The organism is Arthrobacter sp. E70 (genome assembly GCF_058266945.1).
Genome location: NZ_JBYQFR010000008.1, coordinates 242,344 through 264,920, shown reverse-complemented (window position 1 = coordinate 264,920; position 22,577 = coordinate 242,344). Strand labels below are relative to the sequence as shown.

Annotated in this window: 16 protein-coding genes; 8 read left to right on the top strand and 8 right to left on the bottom strand. The window is 67.6% G+C overall.

Annotated elements, in window-relative coordinates; all coding sequences use genetic code 11:
• Positions 1-71: 71 nt before the first annotated feature.
• The 5 genes from AC3IMC_RS12730 to AC3IMC_RS12710 all read right to left on the bottom strand — a co-directional run bounded on the left by AC3IMC_RS12730 (position 72) and on the right by AC3IMC_RS12710 (position 6,187).
• Entirely contained in the window at positions 72-500 is a 429-nt protein-coding gene (locus tag AC3IMC_RS12730) for an OsmC family protein (RefSeq protein ID WP_221387530.1), read from the bottom strand.
• Between the two features lie 138 nt (positions 501-638).
• Positions 639-992 carry a hypothetical protein gene (locus tag AC3IMC_RS12725; protein WP_490918909.1) on the bottom strand — a complete coding sequence of 118 codons (354 nt, stop codon included), beginning with the start codon at positions 990-992 and terminating at the stop codon, positions 639-641.
• A 152-nt stretch (positions 993-1,144) separates the two neighbouring features.
• Positions 1,145-2,914: a 2-oxoglutarate dehydrogenase, E2 component, dihydrolipoamide succinyltransferase gene (gene sucB / locus AC3IMC_RS12720; RefSeq protein WP_490918908.1), complete on the bottom strand. Its 1,770-nt coding sequence runs from the start codon at positions 2,912-2,914 to the stop codon at positions 1,145-1,147.
• 114 nt (positions 2,915-3,028) lie between these two features.
• Positions 3,029-4,411 (bottom strand): dihydrolipoyl dehydrogenase, encoded by a 1,383-nt coding sequence (gene lpdA / locus AC3IMC_RS12715; RefSeq protein WP_454486952.1) that lies wholly within the window; start codon positions 4,409-4,411, stop codon positions 3,029-3,031.
• Positions 4,412-4,666: 255 nt separating this feature from the next.
• A complete protein-coding gene (locus AC3IMC_RS12710) occupies positions 4,667-6,187 on the bottom strand; it encodes a leucyl aminopeptidase (protein WP_490918907.1) in 1,521 nt (506 codons plus the stop codon).
• A gap of 256 nt (positions 6,188-6,443) precedes the next feature.
• On the opposite strand from AC3IMC_RS12710, the gene AC3IMC_RS12705 reads away from it, so the two are divergent.
• From AC3IMC_RS12705 to AC3IMC_RS12690, 4 genes are all read left to right on the top strand, one after another.
• Complete coding sequence (locus AC3IMC_RS12705; protein WP_490918906.1) at positions 6,444-7,382, top strand: proteasome assembly chaperone family protein; 939 nt, start codon at positions 6,444-6,446, stop codon at positions 7,380-7,382.
• Between the two features lie 51 nt (positions 7,383-7,433).
• A complete protein-coding gene (locus AC3IMC_RS12700; RefSeq protein WP_490918918.1) occupies positions 7,434-8,780 on the top strand; it encodes an MFS transporter in 1,347 nt (448 codons plus the stop codon).
• A gap of 174 nt (positions 8,781-8,954) precedes the next feature.
• The gene (locus tag AC3IMC_RS12695; protein ID WP_490918905.1) at positions 8,955-10,256 is read left to right on the top strand and encodes a DUF4192 family protein; all 1,302 of its coding nucleotides are present in this window, start codon (positions 8,955-8,957) and stop codon (positions 10,254-10,256) included.
• Positions 10,257-10,598: 342 nt separating this feature from the next.
• Entirely contained in the window at positions 10,599-11,927 is a 1,329-nt protein-coding gene (locus tag AC3IMC_RS12690; RefSeq protein ID WP_490918904.1) for an RNA polymerase sigma factor, read from the top strand.
• A gap of 157 nt (positions 11,928-12,084) precedes the next feature.
• Here the strand turns inward: AC3IMC_RS12690 and AC3IMC_RS12685 are convergent, their stop codons facing one another.
• A complete protein-coding gene (locus tag AC3IMC_RS12685; protein WP_013600696.1) occupies positions 12,085-12,306 on the bottom strand; it encodes a DUF7455 domain-containing protein in 222 nt (73 codons plus the stop codon).
• A gap of 259 nt (positions 12,307-12,565) precedes the next feature.
• Between AC3IMC_RS12685 and AC3IMC_RS12680 the strand changes: the two genes are divergently transcribed.
• The gene (locus AC3IMC_RS12680) at positions 12,566-14,674 is read left to right on the top strand and encodes a DNA gyrase/topoisomerase IV subunit B (RefSeq protein WP_490918903.1); all 2,109 of its coding nucleotides are present in this window, start codon (positions 12,566-12,568) and stop codon (positions 14,672-14,674) included.
• A gap of 85 nt (positions 14,675-14,759) precedes the next feature.
• Here AC3IMC_RS12680 and AC3IMC_RS12675 read toward each other — a convergent pair whose 3' ends face one another.
• Entirely contained in the window at positions 14,760-15,752 is a 993-nt protein-coding gene (locus AC3IMC_RS12675) for a M56 family metallopeptidase (protein ID WP_490918902.1), read from the bottom strand.
• A gap of 6 nt (positions 15,753-15,758) precedes the next feature.
• A complete protein-coding gene (locus tag AC3IMC_RS12670) occupies positions 15,759-16,142 on the bottom strand; it encodes a BlaI/MecI/CopY family transcriptional regulator (RefSeq protein ID WP_490918901.1) in 384 nt (127 codons plus the stop codon).
• Between the two features lie 262 nt (positions 16,143-16,404).
• Here AC3IMC_RS12670 and AC3IMC_RS12665 point away from each other — a divergent pair, with 262 nt between their 5' ends.
• From AC3IMC_RS12665 to cydD, 3 genes are read left to right on the top strand one after another with little or no spacing between them, the layout of a single operon-like run.
• Positions 16,405-18,003, top strand: a complete 1,599-nt coding sequence (locus AC3IMC_RS12665) for a cytochrome ubiquinol oxidase subunit I (RefSeq protein ID WP_490918900.1) — start codon at positions 16,405-16,407, stop codon at positions 18,001-18,003.
• Positions 18,004-18,018: 15 nt separating this feature from the next.
• Positions 18,019-19,068, top strand: a complete 1,050-nt coding sequence (cydB, locus tag AC3IMC_RS12660) for a cytochrome d ubiquinol oxidase subunit II (protein WP_490918899.1) — start codon at positions 18,019-18,021, stop codon at positions 19,066-19,068.
• 1 nt (position 19,069) lies between these two features.
• Positions 19,070-22,564 (top strand): thiol reductant ABC exporter subunit CydD, encoded by a 3,495-nt coding sequence (gene cydD, locus AC3IMC_RS12655; protein ID WP_490918898.1) that lies wholly within the window; start codon positions 19,070-19,072, stop codon positions 22,562-22,564.
• Positions 22,565-22,577: the final 13 nt, after the last annotated feature.

Below are 22,577 nucleotides of genomic sequence, written 5' to 3'. Positions count from 1 at the left end.
ACCGAAAAGGCCCTGCCCACCGGACAACGTTCCGGCGGGCAGGGCCTTTTCGCAGAGGCGACAGGTGCGGGTCAGGACTCCAGCGTGGCGTCCATCGTGATGTCGATGCTTGCCAGGGCGCCGGATACCGGGCAGCCTACCTTGGCTTCGCCGGCGATTTTCTGGAACTCGTCTTCGGAGATACCGGGGACCCTGGCCGAAACGGTCAGGTGGCTGCCGGTGATGCCCGTGCCGGGAACAAAGGTGACATCGGCCTTGGCGCGGACTTCCTCCGGCGTGTGGCCCGCCTTTGCCAGTTCGTTGCTGAAGGCCATGGAGAAGCAGGCCGCGTGGGCGGCGGCGATGAGTTCCTCCGGGCTGGTCTTGCCGTTGGCCGCTTCAGTGCGTGCCTTCCAGGTGACATCGAACGTGCCCAGGCCCGAGGTGGCCAGGGAGGTGGTTCCCGCGCCCTCCGTCAGGTTGCCGTTCCATACAGCGTTTGCTGAACGGGTTGCTGCCATGATCACTCCTCACATCGTTTCGTCTTGGGGCCGGCACGGTTTATTGCTGCCGGTCCCCGCCGTTGTCCATCCTAGGGACCACGCCCCTCCGGCGCACAGGGTGTCCGCTGTCAGAGGATTATGACCACTCGGGTTGCCTTACTGCCAGAGGGTGGCGAGGGCGACGTTCACCAGCGCCAGGCCGCCCACGCCGTGCGCGAGGCCCGTGGAGACCGGCTGTCCGGTCTTTGCCTTGCGGGTCCCCACGACGGTCAGGACGGCCACCACAATGGCAATGACCAGCTTGATGCCCAGCTTGGCGTAGTTGGGGTTGGCGTCGGGCAGGAACGGGATCAGGCCCATCATCGCAACGCCCGTCAGGAGTTGCAGGAAGGCGCCGTCCCGCTGGCGCGGGTGCACGGTGGGTTCACGCATGGTGGCGATCCAGTAGCCAACGATCATGGCGGCGCCGACGACGTGCAGGAACACCAGGAAATTGAACAGAATAGTCATGGCTCCAGCTTAGCCAGTCAGTTCTACAGCCCGTAGCACAACCACGCAGGAAAGGGCCGGCCGGGATGGCCGCTTAACGGCGACGGCGGCACCCGCCATTGGTGGGGTTCCCACCGCAGGCGCGTGCCGCCGTCGTTTGCCGGCTGCTTCGCTTACAGTCCGAGGTCCGCTTCGAAGGCGCCTTCTTCAAGGCGTGCCTTCAGCGTCTGGAGGAACCGGCCGGCGTCCGCGCCGTCCACCAGGCGGTGGTCGTACGTCAGCGACAGGTACATCATGGAGCGGATAGCGATCGAGTCGTCGCCGTTTTCATCGGCCACCACCACGGGGCGCTTGACGATGGCGCCGGTGCCGAGGATGCCCACCTGCGGCTGGTTGATGATGGGGGTGTCGAACAGGGCGCCCACCGAACCGATGTTGGTGATGCTGAAGGTGCCGCCGGACAGCTCGTCCGGGCCGATCTTGCCATCACGGGTGCGGGAGGCGACGTCGGCGATTTTGCCGGCCAGTCCCGCAAGGTTCAGGTTGCCGGCGTCGGCGATGACGGGAACCAGCAGGCCCTTGTCGGTGTCGACGGCGATCGCCAGGTGTTCGGCGTTGTGGTACGTGATCTCCTGCTTGTCCTCGTCGTACGCAGCGTTGAGCTTGGGGTGCTGCTTGAGGGCCTCAGCCACTGCCTTCGCGATGAAGGGCAGGAAGGTCAGCTTGGTGCCGTTCTGGGCCTGGAACGAGTTCTTGGCCCGGGCACGCAGCTTGGCGACCTTGGTCATGTCCACTTCGTGGACCTGGGTCAGCTGGGTGGAGACTTCCAGGGACTCGCGCATGCGCCGGGCGATGACCTGGCGGATGCGGGGAGCCTTCTGGGTGGTGCCGCGCAGCGAGGAAGCAGCTGCGCCCGCTGCGGCCGGAGCGGCTGCGGCCGGGGCTGCTGCCGGAGCCGCAGCAGGAGCGGCCTTGGCCTCGGCGGCGGCGATCACATCCTGCTTGCGGATACGGCCGCCAACGCCGGTGCCGGAGAGCGAGGAGATGTCCACGCCGTGCTGGTTGGCCAGCTTGCGGACCAGGGGAGTGACGTAGCCGGACTCGGAGCCACCGGCAGGTGCTGCCTCCTGGGCTGCAGGAGCAGCAGCAGGCGCGGGGGCCGGTGCTGCTGCCGGGGCCGGAGCAGCCGCAGGGGCGGGCGCTGCAGCGGGAGCAGGTGCTTCCTGCTTGGGGGCTTCCTGCTTGGGCGCTTCGGGTGCCGCTGCCGGAGCCGGGGCGGCCTGCGGAGCTGCGGCCGGTGCGGCGGCAGCGCCGGCGCCGATGACGGCCAGGACGGAGCCCACCTCAGCGGTTTCGTCCTCGTTGACCCGGATCTCCTGCAGGGTACCGGCAACGGGGGACGGGATTTCGGTGTCCACCTTGTCGGTGGAAACTTCCAGCAGCGGCTCGTCTACCTCGACGGAGTCGCCGACTGCCTTCAGCCAGCGGGTAACCGTACCTTCGGTGACGCTCTCGCCCAGCGCGGGGAGGGTAACCTCGTGGCTCTCGCCGCCACCGGCAGCCGGAGCTGCTGCAGGTGCCTCTTCGGCGGGTGCTGCTGCGGGTGCCTCTTCGGCGGGAGCTTCTTCAGCCGGCGCAGCGGGTGCTTCCTGTGCGGGCGCCTCTTCCGCGGGAGCTTCCGCGGCAGGGGCGGAACCGCCGCCGGAGCCGTCACCGATGCGCACCAGGGGTGCGCCGACCTCGGCGGTCTCGTCTTCAGCGACCAGGATTTCTTCAATCACGCCAGCTACAGGAGAGGGGATTTCAGTGTCTACTTTGTCGGTGGAGACTTCGAGCAGCGGCTCGTCCACCTCTACCCGGTCACCCACCTGCTTGAGCCAGCGGGTGACGGTTCCTTCGGTGACGCTCTCACCGAGGGCGGGCAAGTTAACGGATTCAGACATGTCGTCCCCGTTCTCCTTATTGATCTTTAGTGCGAATGAATGCTGCCATGCTGGAAGCCTAGTGCACCCGGCCGGACGGGCCGGGTGCACCGGGCCTGGTAATGCTGGGGAAGGCTAGCCGTGAAGCGCCTTGCCGGCGAGGGCCAGGTGGGCTTCGCCCAGGGCCTCGTTCTGCGTCGGGTGGGCGTGCAGCAGCTGGGCCACATCCTCCGGGTAGGCTTCCCAGTTCACGATGAGCTGGGCCTCGCCGACCTGCTCGCCCATGCGGGCGCCGATCATGTGGACGCCCACCACGGGGCCGTCCTTCTGGCGGACCAGCTTGACCAGGCCGGAGGTGCCCAGGATGGAGCTCTTGCCGTTGCCGGCCAGGTTGTATTCCTGCGTCTGGACCTGGTCCTCGCCGAACTTTTCCTTGGCAGCCTTCTCGGTGTAGCCCACGGTGGCGATTTCGGGCTCGGAGTAGGTGACCTTGGGGATGTTGATGTCCTCCACGACCACCGGCTTCAGGCCGGCGATTTCCTCGGCCACGAAGATGCCCTGCTGGTAGCCGCGGTGGGCCAGCTGGACACCGGGGACGATGTCGCCCACGGCGTAGATGTTGCCGACCCCGGTGTGCAGGCGCTCGTTGGTGATGACGAAGCCGCGGTCGATGGTGATGCCCGCTTCCTCGTAGCCCAGGTTGGCGGTCACGGGGCCACGGCCCACGGCCACCAGGAGGAGGTCGGCTTCGAACGTCTTGCCGTCAACCAGGGTGACCTTGACGCCGTCGTCATTCTGCTCGACGCCCTGGAAGAACACGCCGGTGGAGAACTTGATGCCGCGCTTCTTGAACGCGCGTTCGAAGTTCTTGACGATGGTGGCATCCTCGTTCGGGACCAGCGAGGGCAGGCCTTCGACGATGGTGACGTCCACGCCGAAGGACTTCCACACCGAGGCGAATTCGACGCCGATGACGCCGCCGCCGAGGATGATGGCGCTCTTGGGGATGAAGTCCATGGTCAGGGCCTGGTCGGACGTGATGACCTTGCCGCCGATTTCGAGGCCCGGGAGGGTGCGCGAGTAGGAGCCGGTGGCCAGGACAATGTTCTTGCCCTTGTAGGCGGTGCCGTTCACCACGACGGTGTCGGTGCCCTGCAGCTTGCCTTCGCCTTCGATGACGGTGATGCCCTTGGACTTGATAAGCCCCTGCAGGCCCTTGTACTTGCCGGCGATGATGCCGTCCTTGTACGCGTTGACAGCGTTGATGTCGATGCTGTCGAGGGTGACGTTCACGCCGTACTTGGCGGAGTCACGGGCATGGTCGGCCAGTTCTGCCGAGTGCAGCAGTGCCTTGGTGGGGATGCAGCCGTTGTGCAGGCAGGTACCGCCCAGCTTGGCCTTCTCCACGAGGCCGACGGTAAGGCCCAGCTGTACTGCCCGCAGCGCCGCGGCGTACCCGCCGCTGCCGCCACCGAGTACCAGGATGTCGAATTCTTGCGCAGTTGCCTGATCGGCCACTTAAACGCTCCCTCGCGTGAACGATGACACGGTCAGCGCGCATCATCTGGTCTTGGAACTTGCACTGCCGTGATTATGTCAGCAGGGCAACTCTCTTGCATTTGTGACTACCGTGGTTCACCTTAGCGAACCACCTATCCATGCTCCACCTTGGCGCCGCGTTTGTGGAGCGCTTGTGTCCAGTGTCACGCGGCTTTGTGGCACAGGGATCTCCTGCGCCACAAAGCCGCGCGCCACCGCGGCTGCAGCCCGTCCTCAGGCCGCCGCCAGGATGTCTTCCACGTAGGCAACCAGGGTCCGGACGGTGCAGCCCGTGCCCTGCTTGTGCGTGTAGCCGTACGGGCTGCCGTTGTTGAAAGACGGTCCCGCGATGTCGATGTGCGCCCAGGGGATCTGTTCGCCCGCCTTGTCCTTACCCACGAACTCGCGCAGGAACACGGCCGCGGTCATCATGCCGCCGTGGCGTTCGCCGATGTTGGCGATGTCCGCCACCTGCGAGTCCAGGCTCGGGCGGAGTTCCTCCGGCAGGGGCATGGGCCACACCAGTTCCCCGGCGCGGTCCGCGGCGGCCTTCAGCGCCCCCGTGACGGTCTCCGTTCCCATGACGCCCGCGGTCCGGTTGCCGAGGGCGATCAGCTGGGCCCCGGTCAGGGTGGCGACGTCGATGATGGCGTCCGGGTATTCGCGGCTGGCGGCAACGATGCCGTCCGCCATCACCAGCCGGCCTTCGGCATCCGTGTTGAGTACTTCCACGGTCTTCCCGCCAAACATGGTGAGGACATCCGCCGGGCGGGACGCAGCGCCGGAGGGCATGTTCTCGGCGATGCAGAGCCAGGCGGTCGCCTTGACGGGCAGGCCCAGGCCGGCGAGGGCCAGGACGGTGTTAAGGACGACGGCGGCGCCGGCCATGTCGCTCTTCATGTCGCCCATGTGCAGGGCCGGCTTGATGGAAATGCCGCCGGTGTCGAAGGTGATGCCCTTGCCGACGAGGGCAATCTTCCTGGTGGCCTTGGCAGGGGAGTACTCGACCTTGACGAGGCGGGGCTGGCGGGCAGAGCCCTTTCCGACGCCCATGATGCCGCCAAAGCCTTCCTTTTCAAGGCGCTTTTCATCCCAGACCGTCACCTTGACAGGCAGCCCTTTCGCGAGGTCCTTGGCAGCCTCGGCGAAGGACTCCGGGTAGAGGTGGCTGGGGGGAGTGTTGACGAGCGAACGGGTGGAGTTCACAGCCTTGGCCACCAGCCCTGCCCGCTTGAGGACCGTGCCAAGATCGCTGCTGGCGGCCAGTTCGGTGAAGATGACCGCATTGCGGACCGGGTCCTTGAGGCCGTCGCTCGAGGAACGGAATTCGGTGAAGGAGTAGGCGCCCATCGCTGCACCCTCGGCGACCGCGGCGACGTCCTCCACGGTCGCCGTCGGAAACGCGAGGGTGACGGTGGCCAGCCCTGCCAGCTGCCGCACGGCCGATCCGGCGGCGCGGCGCAGCGATTCGCCGGTGAGGGGCTTGCCGTCCTGGACCTTGCCCACGCCGGCGAGGACCAGGATGCCGGATCCGGTTTCGGGCAGGCCGGGGAGGCGGACCAGTTGGTCCGCGGCGCCCGTCACGCCGAGCGGCTTCAGGGAATCGGCAAGGGCCTCGGCGGACTTGGCCGTCAGCGGGTTGTCCAGCAGGACGGGCCCGTCGGTTCCCTGCCCCACCCCGATGACCACGGCGTCGCTGGTGCCCTTCAGGCCCCGCGAGACGGTACTAAGGTTGATTTCAGTATTCTTGACCACAGGGATGAGTCCTCAATTCTCGAAAACGTTCGGGCAGGGATGCATGTTGGGCGCTCTGCCATGGTGGCCCGGATGCGGCCGTTCTGGACGCGGCCCGGTACGTGCAGGCCCGCCTGGCAGGCCAGTTCCGATCGTAGCCCTTCCCCTGCACGGCGGGAGAATTTCCTGAGAGGTGCGCCACACCGGCCGCCGGAATGCCCGCCACGCCGGCCGCGTTATGCATGATGTCCGCCCATACCTTTGAAAGGAATATGCCGTGCTTGAACGGATTTCCGGCTCCCTGCTGGACCCGGATGCGCTTTATGCGAGCAACATCGAGCTGTTCCACAGCCCTGAGCTGCGCGGGCTGAACCTGGTCATGGGGTTCACGGGCTTTGCCGATGCCGGGCACGTGGTGAAGCAGATCAACGCCGAGCTGCTGGATTCGCTGGACGCCCAGCCCGTCGCTGTGTTCGACGCCGACCAGCTGATCGACTACCGCTCCCGGCGGCCGCACGTGACGTTCGTCGAGGACCACCTGCAGGACTACCAGGAACCCCGCCTGGCGCTGTACAGGCTCGTCGACGGCCTTGGCAACCCGTTCCTGCTCCTGGCGGGTTTCGAACCGGACCTGCAGTGGGAGAGGTTCGCCCGCGCCGTGGTGAACATCGTCGAGAAGCTCGACGTCAACCTCGTTACCTGGATCCATTCCATTCCCATGCCCGTGCCCCACACCCGGCCCGTTGGCGTGACCGTGCATGGCAACCGGCCGGACCTGATCGAGGGCATCTCCGTGTGGAAGCCCACTGTTGAAGTTCCTGCCGCCGTCGGCCACATCCTGGAGCTACGCCTGGTCGAAGCCGGACGCAACGTGGCCGGGTACGTCATCCACGTCCCGCATTACCTGGCTGAAGCCGAATACCCCACGGCGGCCGTGGCGGGGCTGGAATACCTCGGTGCTGCGGCCTCGCTGATGCTGCCCACTGACAGGCTGCGTGAATCCGGCCGTGAAGTCAGCCGCCAGATCGCTGAGCAGATCGAGGCGTCCGAGGAGGTCCAGCAGGTGGTTTCCCGGCTCGAGACCCGGTACGACGAGAAGGCTGACGGCATGGTGCGCCGCTCACTGCTGGCCAATGAAAATGACGAGCTGCCCGACGCCGACGTGCTGGGTGCCGCAGTGGAGGCCTACCTTGCCCGGGAGAACCCCGGGCAGTAGTCCTTGTCACAGCTGCCGGGAAAGCGGCTGCCCGCCGGGCACAATGACATGGTGACTGCACCCCGCGCCTGGCTTATCTGGACCATCGGAATTTTCGGATACCTGGTGGCCGTGGCGCAGCGGACGTCCTTCGGCGTGGTGGGGCTTGAGGCCACGGAGCGGTTCCATGCCACGGCCTCCGCCATCTCCTTCTTTACTGTCCTCCAGCTGCTGGTATACGCAGGACTCCAGATCCCCGTCGGCGTGCTGGTGGACAGGTTCGGTTCGCGCGCCATGATCGCCGGCGGCGCCGTCCTCATGGGCCTGGGCCAGCTCCAGCTTGCCTTCGCCGACAGCATTCCCGGCGGTGTCGCCGGCAGGGTCCTGGTCGGCGCCGGTGACGCCATGACGTTCATCTCAGTGATCCGGCTCATCCCGCTGTGGTTCGCCCCGGGCCGGGTGCCCCTGGTAACCCAACTGACAGGCATGTCCGGGCAGCTGGGCCAGCTGTTCAGTGTGCTGCCGTTCGCGTTCGTCCTGCACGCCGCAGGCTGGACCCCGGCGTTCCTGATGCTGGCCGGAATGTCCGCGCTCGCCGTCGTACTGGTGGTATTGCTCCTGCAGGACGTCCCGCCCGGCACCGAACGCCCGCATGCCCGGCAGGGGCTTCGGGCCACGGGGGCCTCCCTGGCCAGGGCCTGGCGGCAGCCCGGGACCCGGCTGGGAATGTGGAGCCACTTCACGATCCAGTTCAGCGGTACCGTGTTCGCGATGACCTGGGGCTACCCCTTCCTGATTTCCGGCCAGGGCCTTGAGGCCGGTACGGTGGCCGCCCTGATGGCGCTGTACGTTGCTGCCGCCATGGCCGTGGGGCCCTTTATCGGCCGCTTCGTCTCCCGCCACCCCCTGCGCCGCTCCACCATGGTGCTGCTGATCGCGGGGGCCACCGCTGCGGCATGGGCTGCCGTCCTGCTGCTGCCCGGGCGCGCTCCGCTGTGGCTGCTCGCCGGCCTCGTGGTGGTGCTCGCCATCGGGGGCCCCGGGTCCATGATCGGCTTTGACTTCGCCCGGACCTTCAACCCCGCGCACCGGATCGGCACGGCCACCGGCATCGTGAATGTGGGCGGGTTCATTGCTGCCCTCGTATCGATCTTCCTGATTGGCCTGGTACTGGACGTCCTCTACGCCACCGGATTCTCGCAGGGAACGCTGTACGGCCTGGAGCCTTTCCGCCTGGCCCTCAGCATCCAGTTCCTGGTCCTCGGTGCCGGTGCGGCGGCGATCCTCGCCACCCGCCGGAAGGTGCGCCGGCAGATGGCTGCCCAGGGGATCGTGGTCCCGCCGCTTCGGGCCGCGCTGGCCCGGCAGCGCCGTGAGAACCTCGCCCGCCGCCGCGAACCGGCGGCCACTGACGACTGAAAGGCCCCTGTCCGCAGGCCTCTGCCGGGCAGGATGACATTCCCGTGCGGGAGCGTGGGTGACCAGCTGCCAGGGCGGCCGCACTGGTCCTCCACCAGCCCTGTCCCAGTGCCGTTTTGCACATAGCCGAATTCGCGGCTGCCATCGGTTGACCCGCCCGCGGAAGCTGGAGCCATGACAGCTCCTGAACGATTGACAGTCCGCGGCCCGGAGGACATTCTCGGCTTCATTCCCCACACGCTGGGCTACTGGCCCGCGAACAGCCTGGTGGCCATGACCCTGCACGGGACCAGGCTCGGGGCAACACTCCGCCTCGACCTCCCCGTGCCCCCGGTCCGGGCTGACCCCCGGGCCTTCGCCCGGGCCGTCCGCCGCTACCTTGAGTCAGACCACGACGCGGACGGCTCACTGCTGGTGCTCTTCGCAGGCGGCGACACGGCAGTGCCCTCCGGAAACCAGCGGCTCTTGTCGCAGGTGCGGTCTGTCCTGGACCAGGCAGGGATGCCCGTGCGGGAAGCCTGGTGCGTCGGTGACGAATACTGGCGCGACGCTTTCTGCACCGACCCGTCCTGCTGCCCCTTTCCCGGCCGGCCCGTGCAGCAGATCCGCGACAGCACGTTGAATGCAGAGATGGTGTACCGCGGCAGCAGTGTTGGTCCGGCGCCGCGGGCCGGCCGTGCCCCTGCTCCTGCCGTTCCGGCGCTCCACCGGGCAGCCGTCCTTGAGGCGGAGGCGGCGTGGGCGGAGGAGCTCGCCGGCCGGACAGCTGACAGGGCGCAGTTCAACGCCGTGCTGGACTGCTGGGAAAGTGTGCTGGGGATGCCCGAATCCGAGCCCTGGTTGCCGGAGGTGGAACGCGACGCGTTCCTGCGGGCCACGCTGCTCTCCACTGTCTGGCGGGACGCGGTCCTCATCATGGCGGCAGCGGGCAGGCACGCCGCCGAGGCCGGTGCCGGGCAGTTCGGTCTGCTGGACGGCAGGTCGGACGCTGACGGAACCGCTGGACCAGGTGAGATGCCGCCCGTGCTCCCGCCCGCACTGTCGGCGGAACGTCCCGCCGGTGGACCGCTGCGGATCGTCCCATCCGGCAGGGAACTGGGCGGGTGCGGGAAAAGCAGCCCCCGGGGCACTGTCGGCGCCGCTACCCCTGGATACGGGGATGTCCTGATGGGCGTAGCCCCGCAACTTCCGCACTGGACCAGCCTTGACCGCCTGGACCGGATCTTCGAACAGCTCGCAGCACTCGGCGGGCAGCCGGCGGCAGCCGCCTTCACCGGCCGGGGCTGGATTGCCTGGTGCCGCGGCCGGGGTTCGTACGCCGCAGCGTATTTGGGCCAGGCCCTCGAAGTTGACCCGGACTACCGGCTGGCAGGCCTGCTGCTGGAACTGGTGGGCCGTGGCGGCGTCTGCGGCTGGGCGGCGCGGAAGGAGGCTGCCTGGCAGAAATTCCGGGACGAGCCGGCGCCGCCCAGGTGAGGGTGCACGGGAGGGAGCACGGGAGGAAGCACTGGAGGGAACGGGACCGTGGGAGAGGGTAACCCGTGCAGGTCCTTGGGCCTGGACGGCGTTGCAGTAACGGAAGCGGCAGGGGAGGCCGGATCCGGCCAAATCATGAGACAATGGATGCCGAGACCCGGTTGGGTCCGTGTATCGGGTGTTTGTAATGTGCCCCGCGTGGGAACATTACAGCCGCGCCGGCAGTTGTCTTAAGTGACTCTGACGGCCGTGGTGGCGCTTGGTTTTCACCACGGACTTGACAGGGTCATAGTGGTGTTGCCCGTATGGTGATTCCACAGACCACCGCTAGAAAGGTTTTCTGTGACCCCGTCTTCCACGAAGAAGGATTCCGCCGCCCAGGACGTCTTGTCCCCTGAGGAGAAGCAGGCCGCGACCAATGCCAAGCGGGCAGCTACGCGGGCAGCCAACAAGGCTTCGGCCGGTGACGCTGCAGCGGACGGCAAGCGCGAGCCCAAGAAGCGCGGGCCCAAGCCCGGCGCCAAGGCTGCAGCGGAAGCTGCGGGCAAGTCCGCTGCCGGTGACGTTGACGCGGACGACGCAGCCGACGTCGAAGAGGAATTTGACGAGAGTGCCCTCGAGGGACCGGACGCGGTTGAGGACACCGACACGGACACCGACGAGGAACCTGCAAAGGCTGCTGCCGGTTCCGGCAAGGGCTTCGTCTACTCGGACGCCGACGACGACGATGCCCCCGTCCAGCAGGTCATGTCCGCCGGTGCCACGGCCGACCCCGTCAAGGACTACCTGAAGCAGATTGGTAAGGTCGCGCTGCTCAACGCCGAGCAGGAAGTGGACCTTGCGCTCCGGATCGAGGCCGGCCTGTTCGCCGAGGAAAAGATCGCTGCTGACGACGGCTCAATGGATCCGAAGTACAAGCGCGAACTCGAGTTCATCATCCACGACGGCAAGCGCGCCAAGAACCACCTCCTGGAGGCCAACCTCCGCTTGGTGGTATCGCTGGCCAAGCGCTACACCGGCCGCGGCATGCTGTTCCTGGACCTGATCCAGGAAGGCAACCTTGGGCTGATCCGCGCCGTGGAGAAGTTCGACTACACCAAGGGCTTCAAGTTCTCCACCTACGCTACGTGGTGGATCCGGCAGGCCATCACCCGCGCCATGGCAGACCAGGCCCGCACCATCCGTATCCCGGTGCACATGGTTGAGGTCATCAACAAGCTGGCGCGCGTCCAGCGGCAAATGCTGCAGGACCTGGGCCGCGAACCCACGCCCGAAGAGCTGGCGCTGGAACTGGACATGACCCCGGAAAAGGTCGTGGAGGTCCAGAAGTACGGCCGCGAACCCATCTCGCTCCACACCCCGCTCGGCGAGGACGGCGACTCCGAGTTCGGCGACCTGATCGAGGACTCGGAGGCCGTGGTTCCGGCCGATGCCGTGAGCTTCACCCTGCTGCAGGAGCAGCTGCACTCAGTGCTGGACACCCTGTCCGAACGCGAGGCCGGGGTCGTTGCCATGCGCTTTGGCCTGACCGACGGACAGCCGAAGACTTTAGACGAAATCGGCAAGGTCTACGGCGTCACCCGCGAACGCATCCGCCAGATCGAATCCAAGACCATGTCCAAGCTCCGCCACCCCTCGCGGTCGCAGGTGCTCCGGGACTACCTGGACTAGACCCGGGTTTGGCGAGGGCCGATCCCTGTCCATCGAGGATGGATGGGGATCGGCCCTCGCCGCTTAACGCGCGGGCCCGCAGCGGCAGCCCTTAAACGCCGGTGGGACCGTTCCTCAACGGAAGGGTCCCACCGGGTTCGTTGCTACCGATGCTCATCTAGTCGATCTCAACGGCAGCTTTCTCGTGAAGCTTTCCCGTTTCGTCGTGCCAGTCGGAGCTCAACGGCTTGAGCGTCGCCTCGACTGCACGGGCGTGGTGGCCGCAGAACAGCAGCTCACCGCCGGAGGACTCGAGTACAACCCGCACATACGCCTGAGCTCCGCAACGGTCGCACCGGTCCAGTGCGTTGAGTGTGCGATCTGCCACTGCTGTTGTCATATCGGCCTCCTTAGTAGATCTGTACATCTATATAACCAGCATTCGTATCCAAACCAGCGCAAGGATGGGGCAAGTTCGCTGTCCGCGTATCCACAAGGTTCGGTCAAGAATGGCCCATCGCATCACCGCCGCGAACGCTGGTGGCGCGCTGCACACCCGCTTCCGGGTGTGGCAGACGGGTGTGCCGTGCGCGTCCGACTACCCTAGAGGGAGCGGTTTTAGCTCCCGCTTCCACGTTCCTCGAAGGAGTTCATCACCAGTGGCACCAAGCTCTGAGTACACTGCCCGGCACCTCTCCGTGCTGGAGGGCCTCGAAGCCGTCCGCAAGCGGCCGGGCATGTACATCGGTTCAACGGACTCGCGCGGCCTCATGCACTGCCTCTGGGAAATCATCGACAACTCCGTGGATGAGGCCCTGGCCGGCTTCGGCCACGACATCCGGATCATCCTCCATGCTGACAACTCCGTGGAAATCCACGACGACGGCCGCGGCATCCCGATCGACAAGGAACCCAAGACCGGGCTCACCGGCGTCGAAGTGGTCTTCACCAAGCTGCACGCCGGCGGAAAGTTCGGCGGCGGCTCCTACACGGCCTCCGGTGGCCTGCACGGTGTCGGAGCCTCCGTGGTGAACGCCCTGTCCTCGCGTCTGGACGTCGAGGTGGACCGCGGCGGCAAGACCTACCGGATGTCCTTCCGCCGCGGTGAGCCGGGCCGGTTCAAGGACACCGGATCCCGCCTGGACCCGTCCGCACCCTTCACTCCGTTCGTCGAGGACTCCGTCCTGGACGTCGTGGGCAAAGCCAAGAGGGGCGTCACGGGAACCCGCATCCGGTACTGGGCCGACCGGCAGATCTTCACCCCGGACGCCAAGTTCTCCTATGACGACCTCGTGGCCCGTGCCCGGCAGACTTCCTTCCTGGTGCCCGGCCTCAAACTCACCGTGCGCGACGAGCGCAAGCTCCCGGGGACCCCGGCCGAGGCCGGGCCGCACGAGGAGGTCTTCCACCACGACGGCGGCATCTCCGAATTCGTCGATTTCCTCGCAGCCGATCCTGCCGTCACGGACGTCTGGCGGCTCCACGGTTCGGGCAAGTTCAAGGAAACGGTCCCCGTCCTGGACGATCGCGGGCACAGCCAGCTGGCCGAGGTGGAGCGCGACTGCGAAGTGGACGTGGCGCTGCGCTGGGGGATCGGCTACGACAGCACCGTCCGCAGCTTCGTCAACATCATCTCCACCCCCAAGGGCGGCACCCACCAGTCCGGCTTTGAACAGGCCCTGGTGAAGACGTTCCGCAAGGCAGTGGAAAACAATGCACGCAAGCTCAAGGCCGGCAACGACAAGATCGAGAAGGACGACATCTTCGCCGGCCTCACGGCGGTCCTCACCGTCCGGCTCGCCGAGCCGCAGTTCGAAGGCCAGACCAAGGAGATCCTGGGCACCTCCGCCGTCCGGGCCATCGTGGCAAAAGTGGTGGAGCGCGAAATCACGGCCAAGCTCAGTTCGTCCAACAAGAACGACAAAGCCCAGACGGCGTTGCTCCTGGAAAAAATCGTCAGCGAGATGAAGTCGCGCATCTCCGCCCGTGTCCACAAGGAAACCCAGCGCCGGAAGAACGCGCTGGAAACTTCCTCGATGCCCACCAAGCTGGCTGACTGCCGCACGGACGACGTCGAACGTTCCGAATTGTTCATCGTGGAAGGCGATTCCGCGCTCGGAACAGCGAAGCTCGCCCGGTCCTCGGACTTCCAGGCCCTGCTGCCCATCCGCGGCAAGATCCTCAACGTCCAGAAGGCTTCGGTGGGGGACATGCTCTCCAACGCGGAGTGCGCTGCCCTCATCCAGGTGGTGGGAGCCGGGTCCGGCCGCAGCTTCGACATCAGTGCCGCGCGTTACGGCAAGGTCATCCTCATGACCGACGCCGACGTGGACGGAGCCCACATCCGTACCCTGCTGCTGACCCTCTTCTTCCGGTACATGCGGCCCATGATCCTCGAAGGCAGGGTGTTCGCCGCCGTGCCTCCGCTGCACCGCGTGGAGGTCATCAACGCCGGCCAGAAGGCCAACGAAATGATCTACACCTATTCGGAAGCCGAGCTGCATGTGTTGCTGGCCCGCCTGGCCAAGGAGGGCAAACGCTACAAGGAACCGATCCAGCGGTACAAGGGCCTGGGGGAGATGGACGCCGAGCAGTTGGCCGAAACCACCATGGACCCGCGGCACCGCACCCTGCGCAAGGTGGGGATTGAGAACGCCCAGCAGGCGGAGGAGATCTTCGACCTGCTGATGGGGTCGGATGTGTCGCCGCGCAAGGACTTCATCATCGCCGGTGCATCCAGCCTGGACCGGGAGCGCATCGACGCCTGACGGGCTACGGGGACAGGCCGGCGGGCTTGTCGGGACCGGGACGCCGGCAAGCCCAGCCAGCGGCATCAGGCACGACGGCGGCAGTTCAGTCCAGCAGGCCGGGAACCACCAGCAGGGCAGTGGGGAGCGCCAGCAGCAGGACGGAGCACGCCAGCACCAGGCTGCGGACGGCGGCCGGAAGTTGCGGCTGGGGTGACAGCAGCCGGCTGACCCGGGAGGCGGTGGTACGGACCGCGTCCGCTCCGGGGCCGCCGGGGCCCGGCTCGAGGCTCGACAACGCAAGGCCAGGCGAGGCTGTCCGGAGCTCACCGGCTGCTGCGTTTCCGGCCGAGCCGCTGGCGACGATGGCGATGGCCTTGATGAGTGTCGCCTTGCTTTCGGTCTTCAAGGCGACGTCGTCGGCCAGCATTTCGATCAGCGAGTTGACCGACTCCTGGGCCAGCCGGGTGGTGGGAAGCCACGGCAGCGCCTGCCGCCAGGCCGCGAAGGCCCAGAGGAGCAAGTGATGCCGCTGGCTGAGGTGGGCATTTTCGTGGCTGAGGACAGCGCGCAATTCAGCAGGCTCAAGGGCTGCCATCAGCCCGTCGGACAGGACTGTCACGGAGCGGGCGCCGCCGGGGAGGCAGTAGGCGACAGGGGAGTCGTGGCTGATGACCAGTGTTCCCGCGTCCTGGCCTGACGGAGAAGCCAGCAGGGCAAGCAGTTCACGGTGCCGGCGCCGCTGCCGCTGGATCTTGTAGTACGTCAGCAGCAGGGTAAAAACGAGGTGTGCCGTGAGCAGGGCCGCGGCGGACAGCGCAAAGATGTGCCAGAACCCCAGGGCGGTGGTGGGTGCGTTGAAGAGCACCATGCCCGCCAGCGCCCGCAGCCCGGCGATCAGGTTGTCGCCGACCGGTTCCAGGCCGTAGACCAGCATGGCGCCGATCATCGACAGGCCACCGGCGAGTGCGATCGCCTGCCACAGGAGCATGGCCGTGAACGGCGAGCGCGCAGGCCATTGCGCCTTCGACAGGAGGATCGGCACCGGCCAGGCAAGGATTATTGCAAGGACCGCCAGCAGGTATGAGGCCCAGAACATGGTCCGCTACGCGTGGCCAAGCAGCTTGCGCAGTGTTTCAGCTTCACCCTCGGAGACGGATCCAATAAACCGCGCCAGCACTGCTTCACGGTCCGGTGCGGAGCCCAGGACCTCGTGCATCAGTTCGGCGGTGTGGTCCGCGCGGCTGGACACTGCCTGGTACCGGTGCGGGCGGGTGCCGCGTTCGCGTTCCACCAGGCCCTTCTTTTCCAGCCGTGAGAGCACCGTGAGGACGGTGGTGACGGCCAGTTCCTTGCCCTCGTGGCCTGGGCCGCCCTGAGCCGCCGACGATCGGGCCAGCTGGTCCCTCAGGGTGTTGGCCGTAGCCGCTTCCTGGCCCGCCCAGAGCAGGTCCATCACTGCCCGTTCCAGTTCACCGAGACTAGCCATAGCACTTTTCCTTTGTATCCCCGCACCGGCCGCCCTTCGGCGTCCAGTGACTTCACACGGTTGTTCAACTACATCACTAAATTTACCCGGAAACCGCCCTACTTTCTACACCAGGTAGAACATCTGGCGTGCCGCGCCCGTACGCGCCATCCTTGGAAGGGGGCCTTTCGGTTTCACCACCGCCGGACATGTTCTACACTTTGTAGAAGTCGTAGTTCTACAGAACGTAGAAGAACTGCATTGCCTAACAGTAGGGACTGCCTTGGACGCCTTGGAAATCGCACGCTGGCAATTCGGCATCACCACCGTCTACCACTTCATGATGGTGCCGCTGACCATAGGACTCGGCCTGGTGGTCGCCGTGATCCAGACCGCCTGGTACCGCACCGGCAAGCCCGAGTACCTCCGCATGACGAAGTTCTGGGGAAAGCTGTTCCTCATCAACTTCATCATGGGCGTGGCCACCGGCATCGTCCAGGAGTTCCAGTTCGGGATGGCGTGGAGCGAGTACAGCCGCTTCGTGGGGGACGTCTTCGGCGCCCCGCTGGCCCTTGAGGCCCTGCTGGCGTTCTTCGTCGAATCCACGTTCCTCGGCCTGTGGATCTTCGGCTGGAAGCAGCTCAAGCCCGCCATCCACCTCGCCTGCCTGTGGGTGGCCGTCATTGGATCGGCGCTCTCCGCCTACTTCATCATCGTGGCGAACAGCTGGATGCAGCACCCGGTAGGGGTGGAAATGATCAACGGGCGGCCGGTGATGACTGACGCCTGGGCCGTCTTCACCAACAACACCGCCCTGGTGGCCGTCCCGCACACCCTGTTCGGTGCCCTCGCCGTGGCCGGCGGCTTCCTGCTGGGCATCGCCTGGTACCACCTGTGGCGGAGGCGGCACGACGGCGTGGACACGGTCGGTGCCGACGGCCGGGTGGTCCCCGGCGAAGACGCGCGCATCCCGGGCCGTGACCGGGCCGACCACAAGGTGTGGATCCGCTCCCTGCGGATCGGCGCTGTGGTGGCCATGATTTCGTTCGCCGGCACCGCCGTCACCGGCGACCTCCAGGGCAAGCTGATGTTCCAGCAACAGCCCATGAAGATGGCCGCCGCGGAGGCCGCCTGCCACGACGGCACCGGCTTCTCCATCCTGAGCGTGGGCAATGTGGGCTCGAAGAACTGCGATGACGTCGTGGCAGTGATCGAAGTCCCCGGCATCCTCTCCTTCCTGGCCAAGGGCGACTTCACCACCGAAGTCAAAGGCGTCAACAGCCTGCTGCCCGAGTACAAGGCAAACTACGGCACCCACCTGCCGGACAACCCGATCTACGGCGAACGCGCGGGCCAGGAAATCCAGTACGTGCCCGTCATGGAAGTCACCTACTGGGGATTCCGGATGATGATCGGCTTCGGCGGGCTCGCCGCCCTCGCCGCACTGGTGGCCCTCTGGCTCACCCGCAAGGGGACGGTGCCCGTATCCCGGTGGCTGATGCGGCTGGCGGTCTTCGGCATCCTGGCCCCCTTCGGCGCCAACGCCGCCGGCTGGATCTTCACCGAGATGGGCCGCCAGCCGTTCGTGGTGGCACCCAACCCGGATCCCAGCGGCATTGACCAGGTATTCATGTTCACCGCCGCTGCCGTGTCACCGGGCGTCTCCGCCGGGGAACTGATTGCTTCCCTGGTGGCCCTGACCGCCGTCTACGCCGTCCTCCTGGTGGTGGAAGTGAAACTGCTGGTCAAGTACATCCGCGGCGGCGTGGTCTCCGCGATGCCGGAGCTTGCCCACGCACCCGCGGACGAGAACGAGGACCAGGCGCCCGGCGGCCCCGGCGGAGCCAAACCGGCCGACGACGTCCTGGCCTTCGCCTACTAGCAGAGGAAACGAACAATGGAACTGCTTCCCACCATATGGTTCATTGCCATCGCAGTGCTGTGGACCGGCTACCTCTTCCTGGAGGGCTTCGACCTGGGCGTCGGGATGCTGATGAAGGCCTTCGCCCGCAACAACACAGAACGGCGGGTGCTCCTGAACACCATTGGGCCGGTCTGGGACGGCAACGAAGTGTGGCTCCTGACCGCGGGCGGCGCCACCTTCGCCGCCTTCCCCCTCTGGTACGCCTCGCTGTTTTCGGCCCTGTACCTGCCGCTGCTGGTGGTGCTGCTCGCCCTGATCTTCCGCGCCGTCGCGTTCGAGTACCGGGGCAAGGTGGACACCGACAGCTGGCGCAACCGCTGGGACTGGGCCATCGCGCTGGGGTCGTTCTTTGCGGCCTTCGGCGTGGGCGCCGCCCTGGCCCTCACCACCACCGGGCTGCCCCTGAACGCGAACGGTGACCGCGAGGGCGGTCCGCTGGCCTGGTTCAGCGGCTATGCGGTACTGGGCGGCCTCGCCGTGGTGGGCTTCTCCCTGCTGCATGCGCTGGCCTTCCTCGCCCTCAAGACCGACGGCGAGGTCCGGCACCGTGCCCGCCAGTGGTTCGTGCGGCTCCTGCCGGTCCTGCTCCTGCCCATTGCAGCGTGGGCCCTGATCATCCAGTTCCTGGACGGAAAGCCCTGGACCTGGGCCGCCGTCGTCCTGGCCGTGGCGGCCGCCGCCACCGCCTGGCTGCTGGCCCGCAACGGTTCCGAAGGCCGCGCCTTCCTGGCCCTGGGCGCCTTCCTGGTGCTGGGCACCGCCTCCATCTTCGGCGCCGTGTTCCCGGTGGTGCTGCCCTCCACGCTGGACAGCGCCTTTGACCTCACTATTTCCAACGCCTCATCGTCGGACTACACGCTGGGGCTGATGAGCATTGTGGCGGCCTTCGGCCTGCCACTGGTGATCGCCTACCAGGCCTGGACCTACTGGGTGTTCCGCCGCCGGGTCAGTGCGGCGCACATCCCGGAGGCCCACAGCTTCCTCCCGGCCATTGCCGCCAAGGCCTTCACCACCAAGGGCTGACGTGCGGCCCACCTTCCCCTCCGGTCCCGCAACCCGTTCGGCCCTCTACTGGCTGGGCCTCCTGGCGGCGCTCAAGGCGCTGTCCCTGGTCCTCATCGGCCAGGCGCTGGCCTCAATCCTGGCCGGGCTGGTTGCCGGGAACCCGGACTGGGGAGGGCAGTTGGCCGCAGGATCCGCCGGGGTCGTCCTCCGTTCGCTGACCGTCTGGGGCCAGGCCGTGGCGGCGCGCCGGGCAGCTTTGGGCGTCAAGGAGGAGCTCCGCGCCGGACTGCTGGAACACGCGCTGCGAACCGGTGTACGCACCACGGGTCCGGCCGACGGCGGCCTGGCGGTCCTTGCCACCAGGGGGCTCGATGCCCTGGACAGCTACTACACCCAGTTCCTGCCCGCCCTGGTCAACTGCGCCGCCGTCCCGCTGCTCCTCGGCGCGCGGATCCTCTTCGCAGACTGGGTGAGCGCCGTCGTCATCGTGCTGACCGTTCCGCTGATCCCCGTGTTCATGGTGCTGATCGGCCGGTACACGGAGGACAGCGTGCGCCAGGCGCAGGCGTCCCTGGCCCGGCTCTCCGCGCACATGCTCGAACTCGCCAAAGGCCTGCCGGTCCTCGTCGGCCTTGCCCGCGCCACAGCCCAGCGCAAGGCCCTGGAGGAGATCTCCGAGGAATACCGCACCCGCACCGTGGGCACCCTCCGTACGGCCTTCCTGTCCGCCCTGGCCTTGGAACTCATCGCCACCATCTCCGTGGCGGTGGTGGCCGTGTTCATCGGCGTCCGCCTGGTCCATGGCGACATGCCGCTGGAAGCAGGCCTGCTGGCCCTGCTCCTGGCACCGGACTGCTACCTTCCGCTGCGGGAGCTGGGCACAGCCCACCATGCCAGCGACGACGGCCGGGCAGCGCTCGCGGAAACCACCGCCGTAACGCACGGGGGCGGGCAGGCCCCGCTGCCTGCCGCGAAGGCGGGCAGGCCCGCCGCTCCGCTCGAGGTCACTGCGCTGACGGTGCGCTACGGCGGACGGTCCGGTGCCGCCGTCGGTCCGCTCACGTTCGCGGCCCCGCAGGGAAGGATCACGGCACTGGACGGCCCCAGCGGCGCGGGCAAGAGCACCGTGCTGGGCGTACTTGCGGGAACAGTCGGGACCGGCGGCGGGACCAGCATCACCGGATCCATCCGCAACCTGGACCGCCACGCGGCGGCCTGGGTGCCGCAGCATCCGGTCATGGCGGCGGACACCGTCCTGGACGAAGTCCTGCTGTACCTCACGCCCGACTCCGGACGCGCCGCCGGCCGGTCCGCCGTTGAGGCAGCAGAGCGCTGCCTGGCCCGGGCCGGAGCCGGACACCTGGCCGGGAAACACCAGTCGGAACTGAGCCCCGGCGAGCTGCGCCGCGTGGCGCTGGCCCGCGGGCTGGCCAGGATCGAAACAGGTGCCACCCTCCTGCTGCTCGACGAACCCACGGCGCACCTCGACGATGCCTCCGCCGCCCTTGTCGAGGACGCCATCCGGCGGCTCCGCGGGCAGGCCACCGTCATCCTAGTGGCACACAACGAACGCACCCGGAACCTTGCCGACCACCTGGTGCCGGTCATTTCGGCGGGAACGGCGGAGACGGTGCCCGCAGGCGCGGAAGACCGCGCCGGCCGGACCGGTGCGGTGCTGCCCGCGCAGCAGGTGGCTTCCGGGGCGCTCCAGGAAACCCCGGAGGAAGCTGGCGGTACGGGCCCGGCCCCCGGCAGTCCCTCAGCGGAGCCCGCCCGGGACGCGTCCGGTGCTGCCCGGCTCCTCGCTGCCATCCTGGCGCCCGTGCGTGGCAAATTCGCTGCCGCGGCCTTTGTCGGCATCCTGGCGGCCGTCTTCGCCGTCGCGCTTTCAGGACTGTCCGGCTGGCTGATCATCCGGGCCAGCGAACAGCCGCCCATCCTGTACCTCCTGACGGCAATCGTGGGCGTCCGGTTCTTCGGCATCGGACGGGCCGTCTTCCGCTACTGGGAACGGCTCCTGCTGCACGACGCCGTCTTCGCCGCCCTCACGAGGCTGCGGGGCCGGCTCTGGGAATCGCTGAGCCGGCGGGCGCTGTCCCTGCGGCGGCTCCTGCAGGGCGGCAACGTCCTGGGCGCGGTGATTGACGACGTCGACACCATCCGCGACCTGATGCCGCGCGTCATCCTTCCGCCGATCACCGCGCTGGCGGTGACGGTTCTTGCCCTGGCCACCACAGGCATCCTGGTGCCGGCCGCGCTCCCCGCCGTCATTGCGGCGGCAGCCGCCGGACTGCTGCTGGCGCCGGCGGCCGCCCTGTGGGGGGACCGCCGGTCCGCAGCGCGCGAACAGGCCCTGCGCTCCAGCGTGCTGCGGCGTATCGCGGCGGCCCTCGATGCACGGGCGGAACTGCAGGCCAACGGCGTGGCGGCCCGCGTACTCGAGGACCTGGGGGCAGAAGACCGGAGAGCCACCCGCGCGTCCCAGCGTTCGGCCTGGGCTGACGGCCTGGGCCACGCCATTGCCACCGCCGGCTGCGGTGCGGCGGCACTGGCCGCCGCGTGGCTGGCCGCCCCCGACGTCCTGGCAGCACGTCTTGCACCTGCGACGGCGGCCGTGGTGGTCCTACTGCTCCTTGCACTGGTGGAACCGTATGCGGCCATGACGACGGCGGCGCGGCAGTTCCCGGCCCTGCGCACCGTGGTGCGGCGGGTGGGCGGATCCGGGGCGCTCGACGGCGGGGCGCACCTGCCCTCCCAAGGTGGTGACAACGCCACGGGCCTGCAGCCGGTTCCGGCCAGGAACGGCCGGAAACCCGGGGTCGAGCTGGCAGGCCTTGCCGCTGCGTGGCCGGGCGGGGACCCGGTCTTCTCAGGCCTGGATGCCGTCGCGGAACCGGGTCGCTGGCTGGCGGTCACCGGCCCGTCGGGATCGGGAAAATCCACTCTGCTGTCGGTCCTGCTCGGCTTCCTCCCCGCCGCAGCCGGTGCCGCACGGGTCACCGGGAAGGCGGCCTGGTGCCCGCAGGAGGCGCACCTTTTCGACTCGACCATCCGCGGCAACCTGATGCTGGGCCGGCCCGGCCGGGACGGCACTGTCCCCAACAGCACTGTCCCCAACAGCACTGTGTCCAACGACACCGCCGGCGAACAGGACAGTCAGCTGGAGGCGGTGCTCGCCGCCGTCGGACTGGCAGGGCTGGTGCGCCGGCTGCCCGCCGGCCTGGATACCCGGATCGGCCCGGGCGGCGCCTTCCTCAGCGGCGGCGAGCGCACCCGGCTGGCCGTGGCGCGGACCCTGATGACGGGGGCCGCAGTCATCCTGCTGGATGAGCCCACGGCGCACCTGGATGCGGAGTCCGCCGCGGCCATGCTGGCTGACCTTCGCGCCGGCCTCCGGGACCGCACGGTCGTGCTGGTGACGCACAATCCCGCCGACATCCGCCCCGACGACGCGCGGCTGGACTTGGCAGCGGCCTCGGGGCAGCCGGCGGGATCGCTGGCCGGTTCGCGCTAGGAGCCCGGACGCC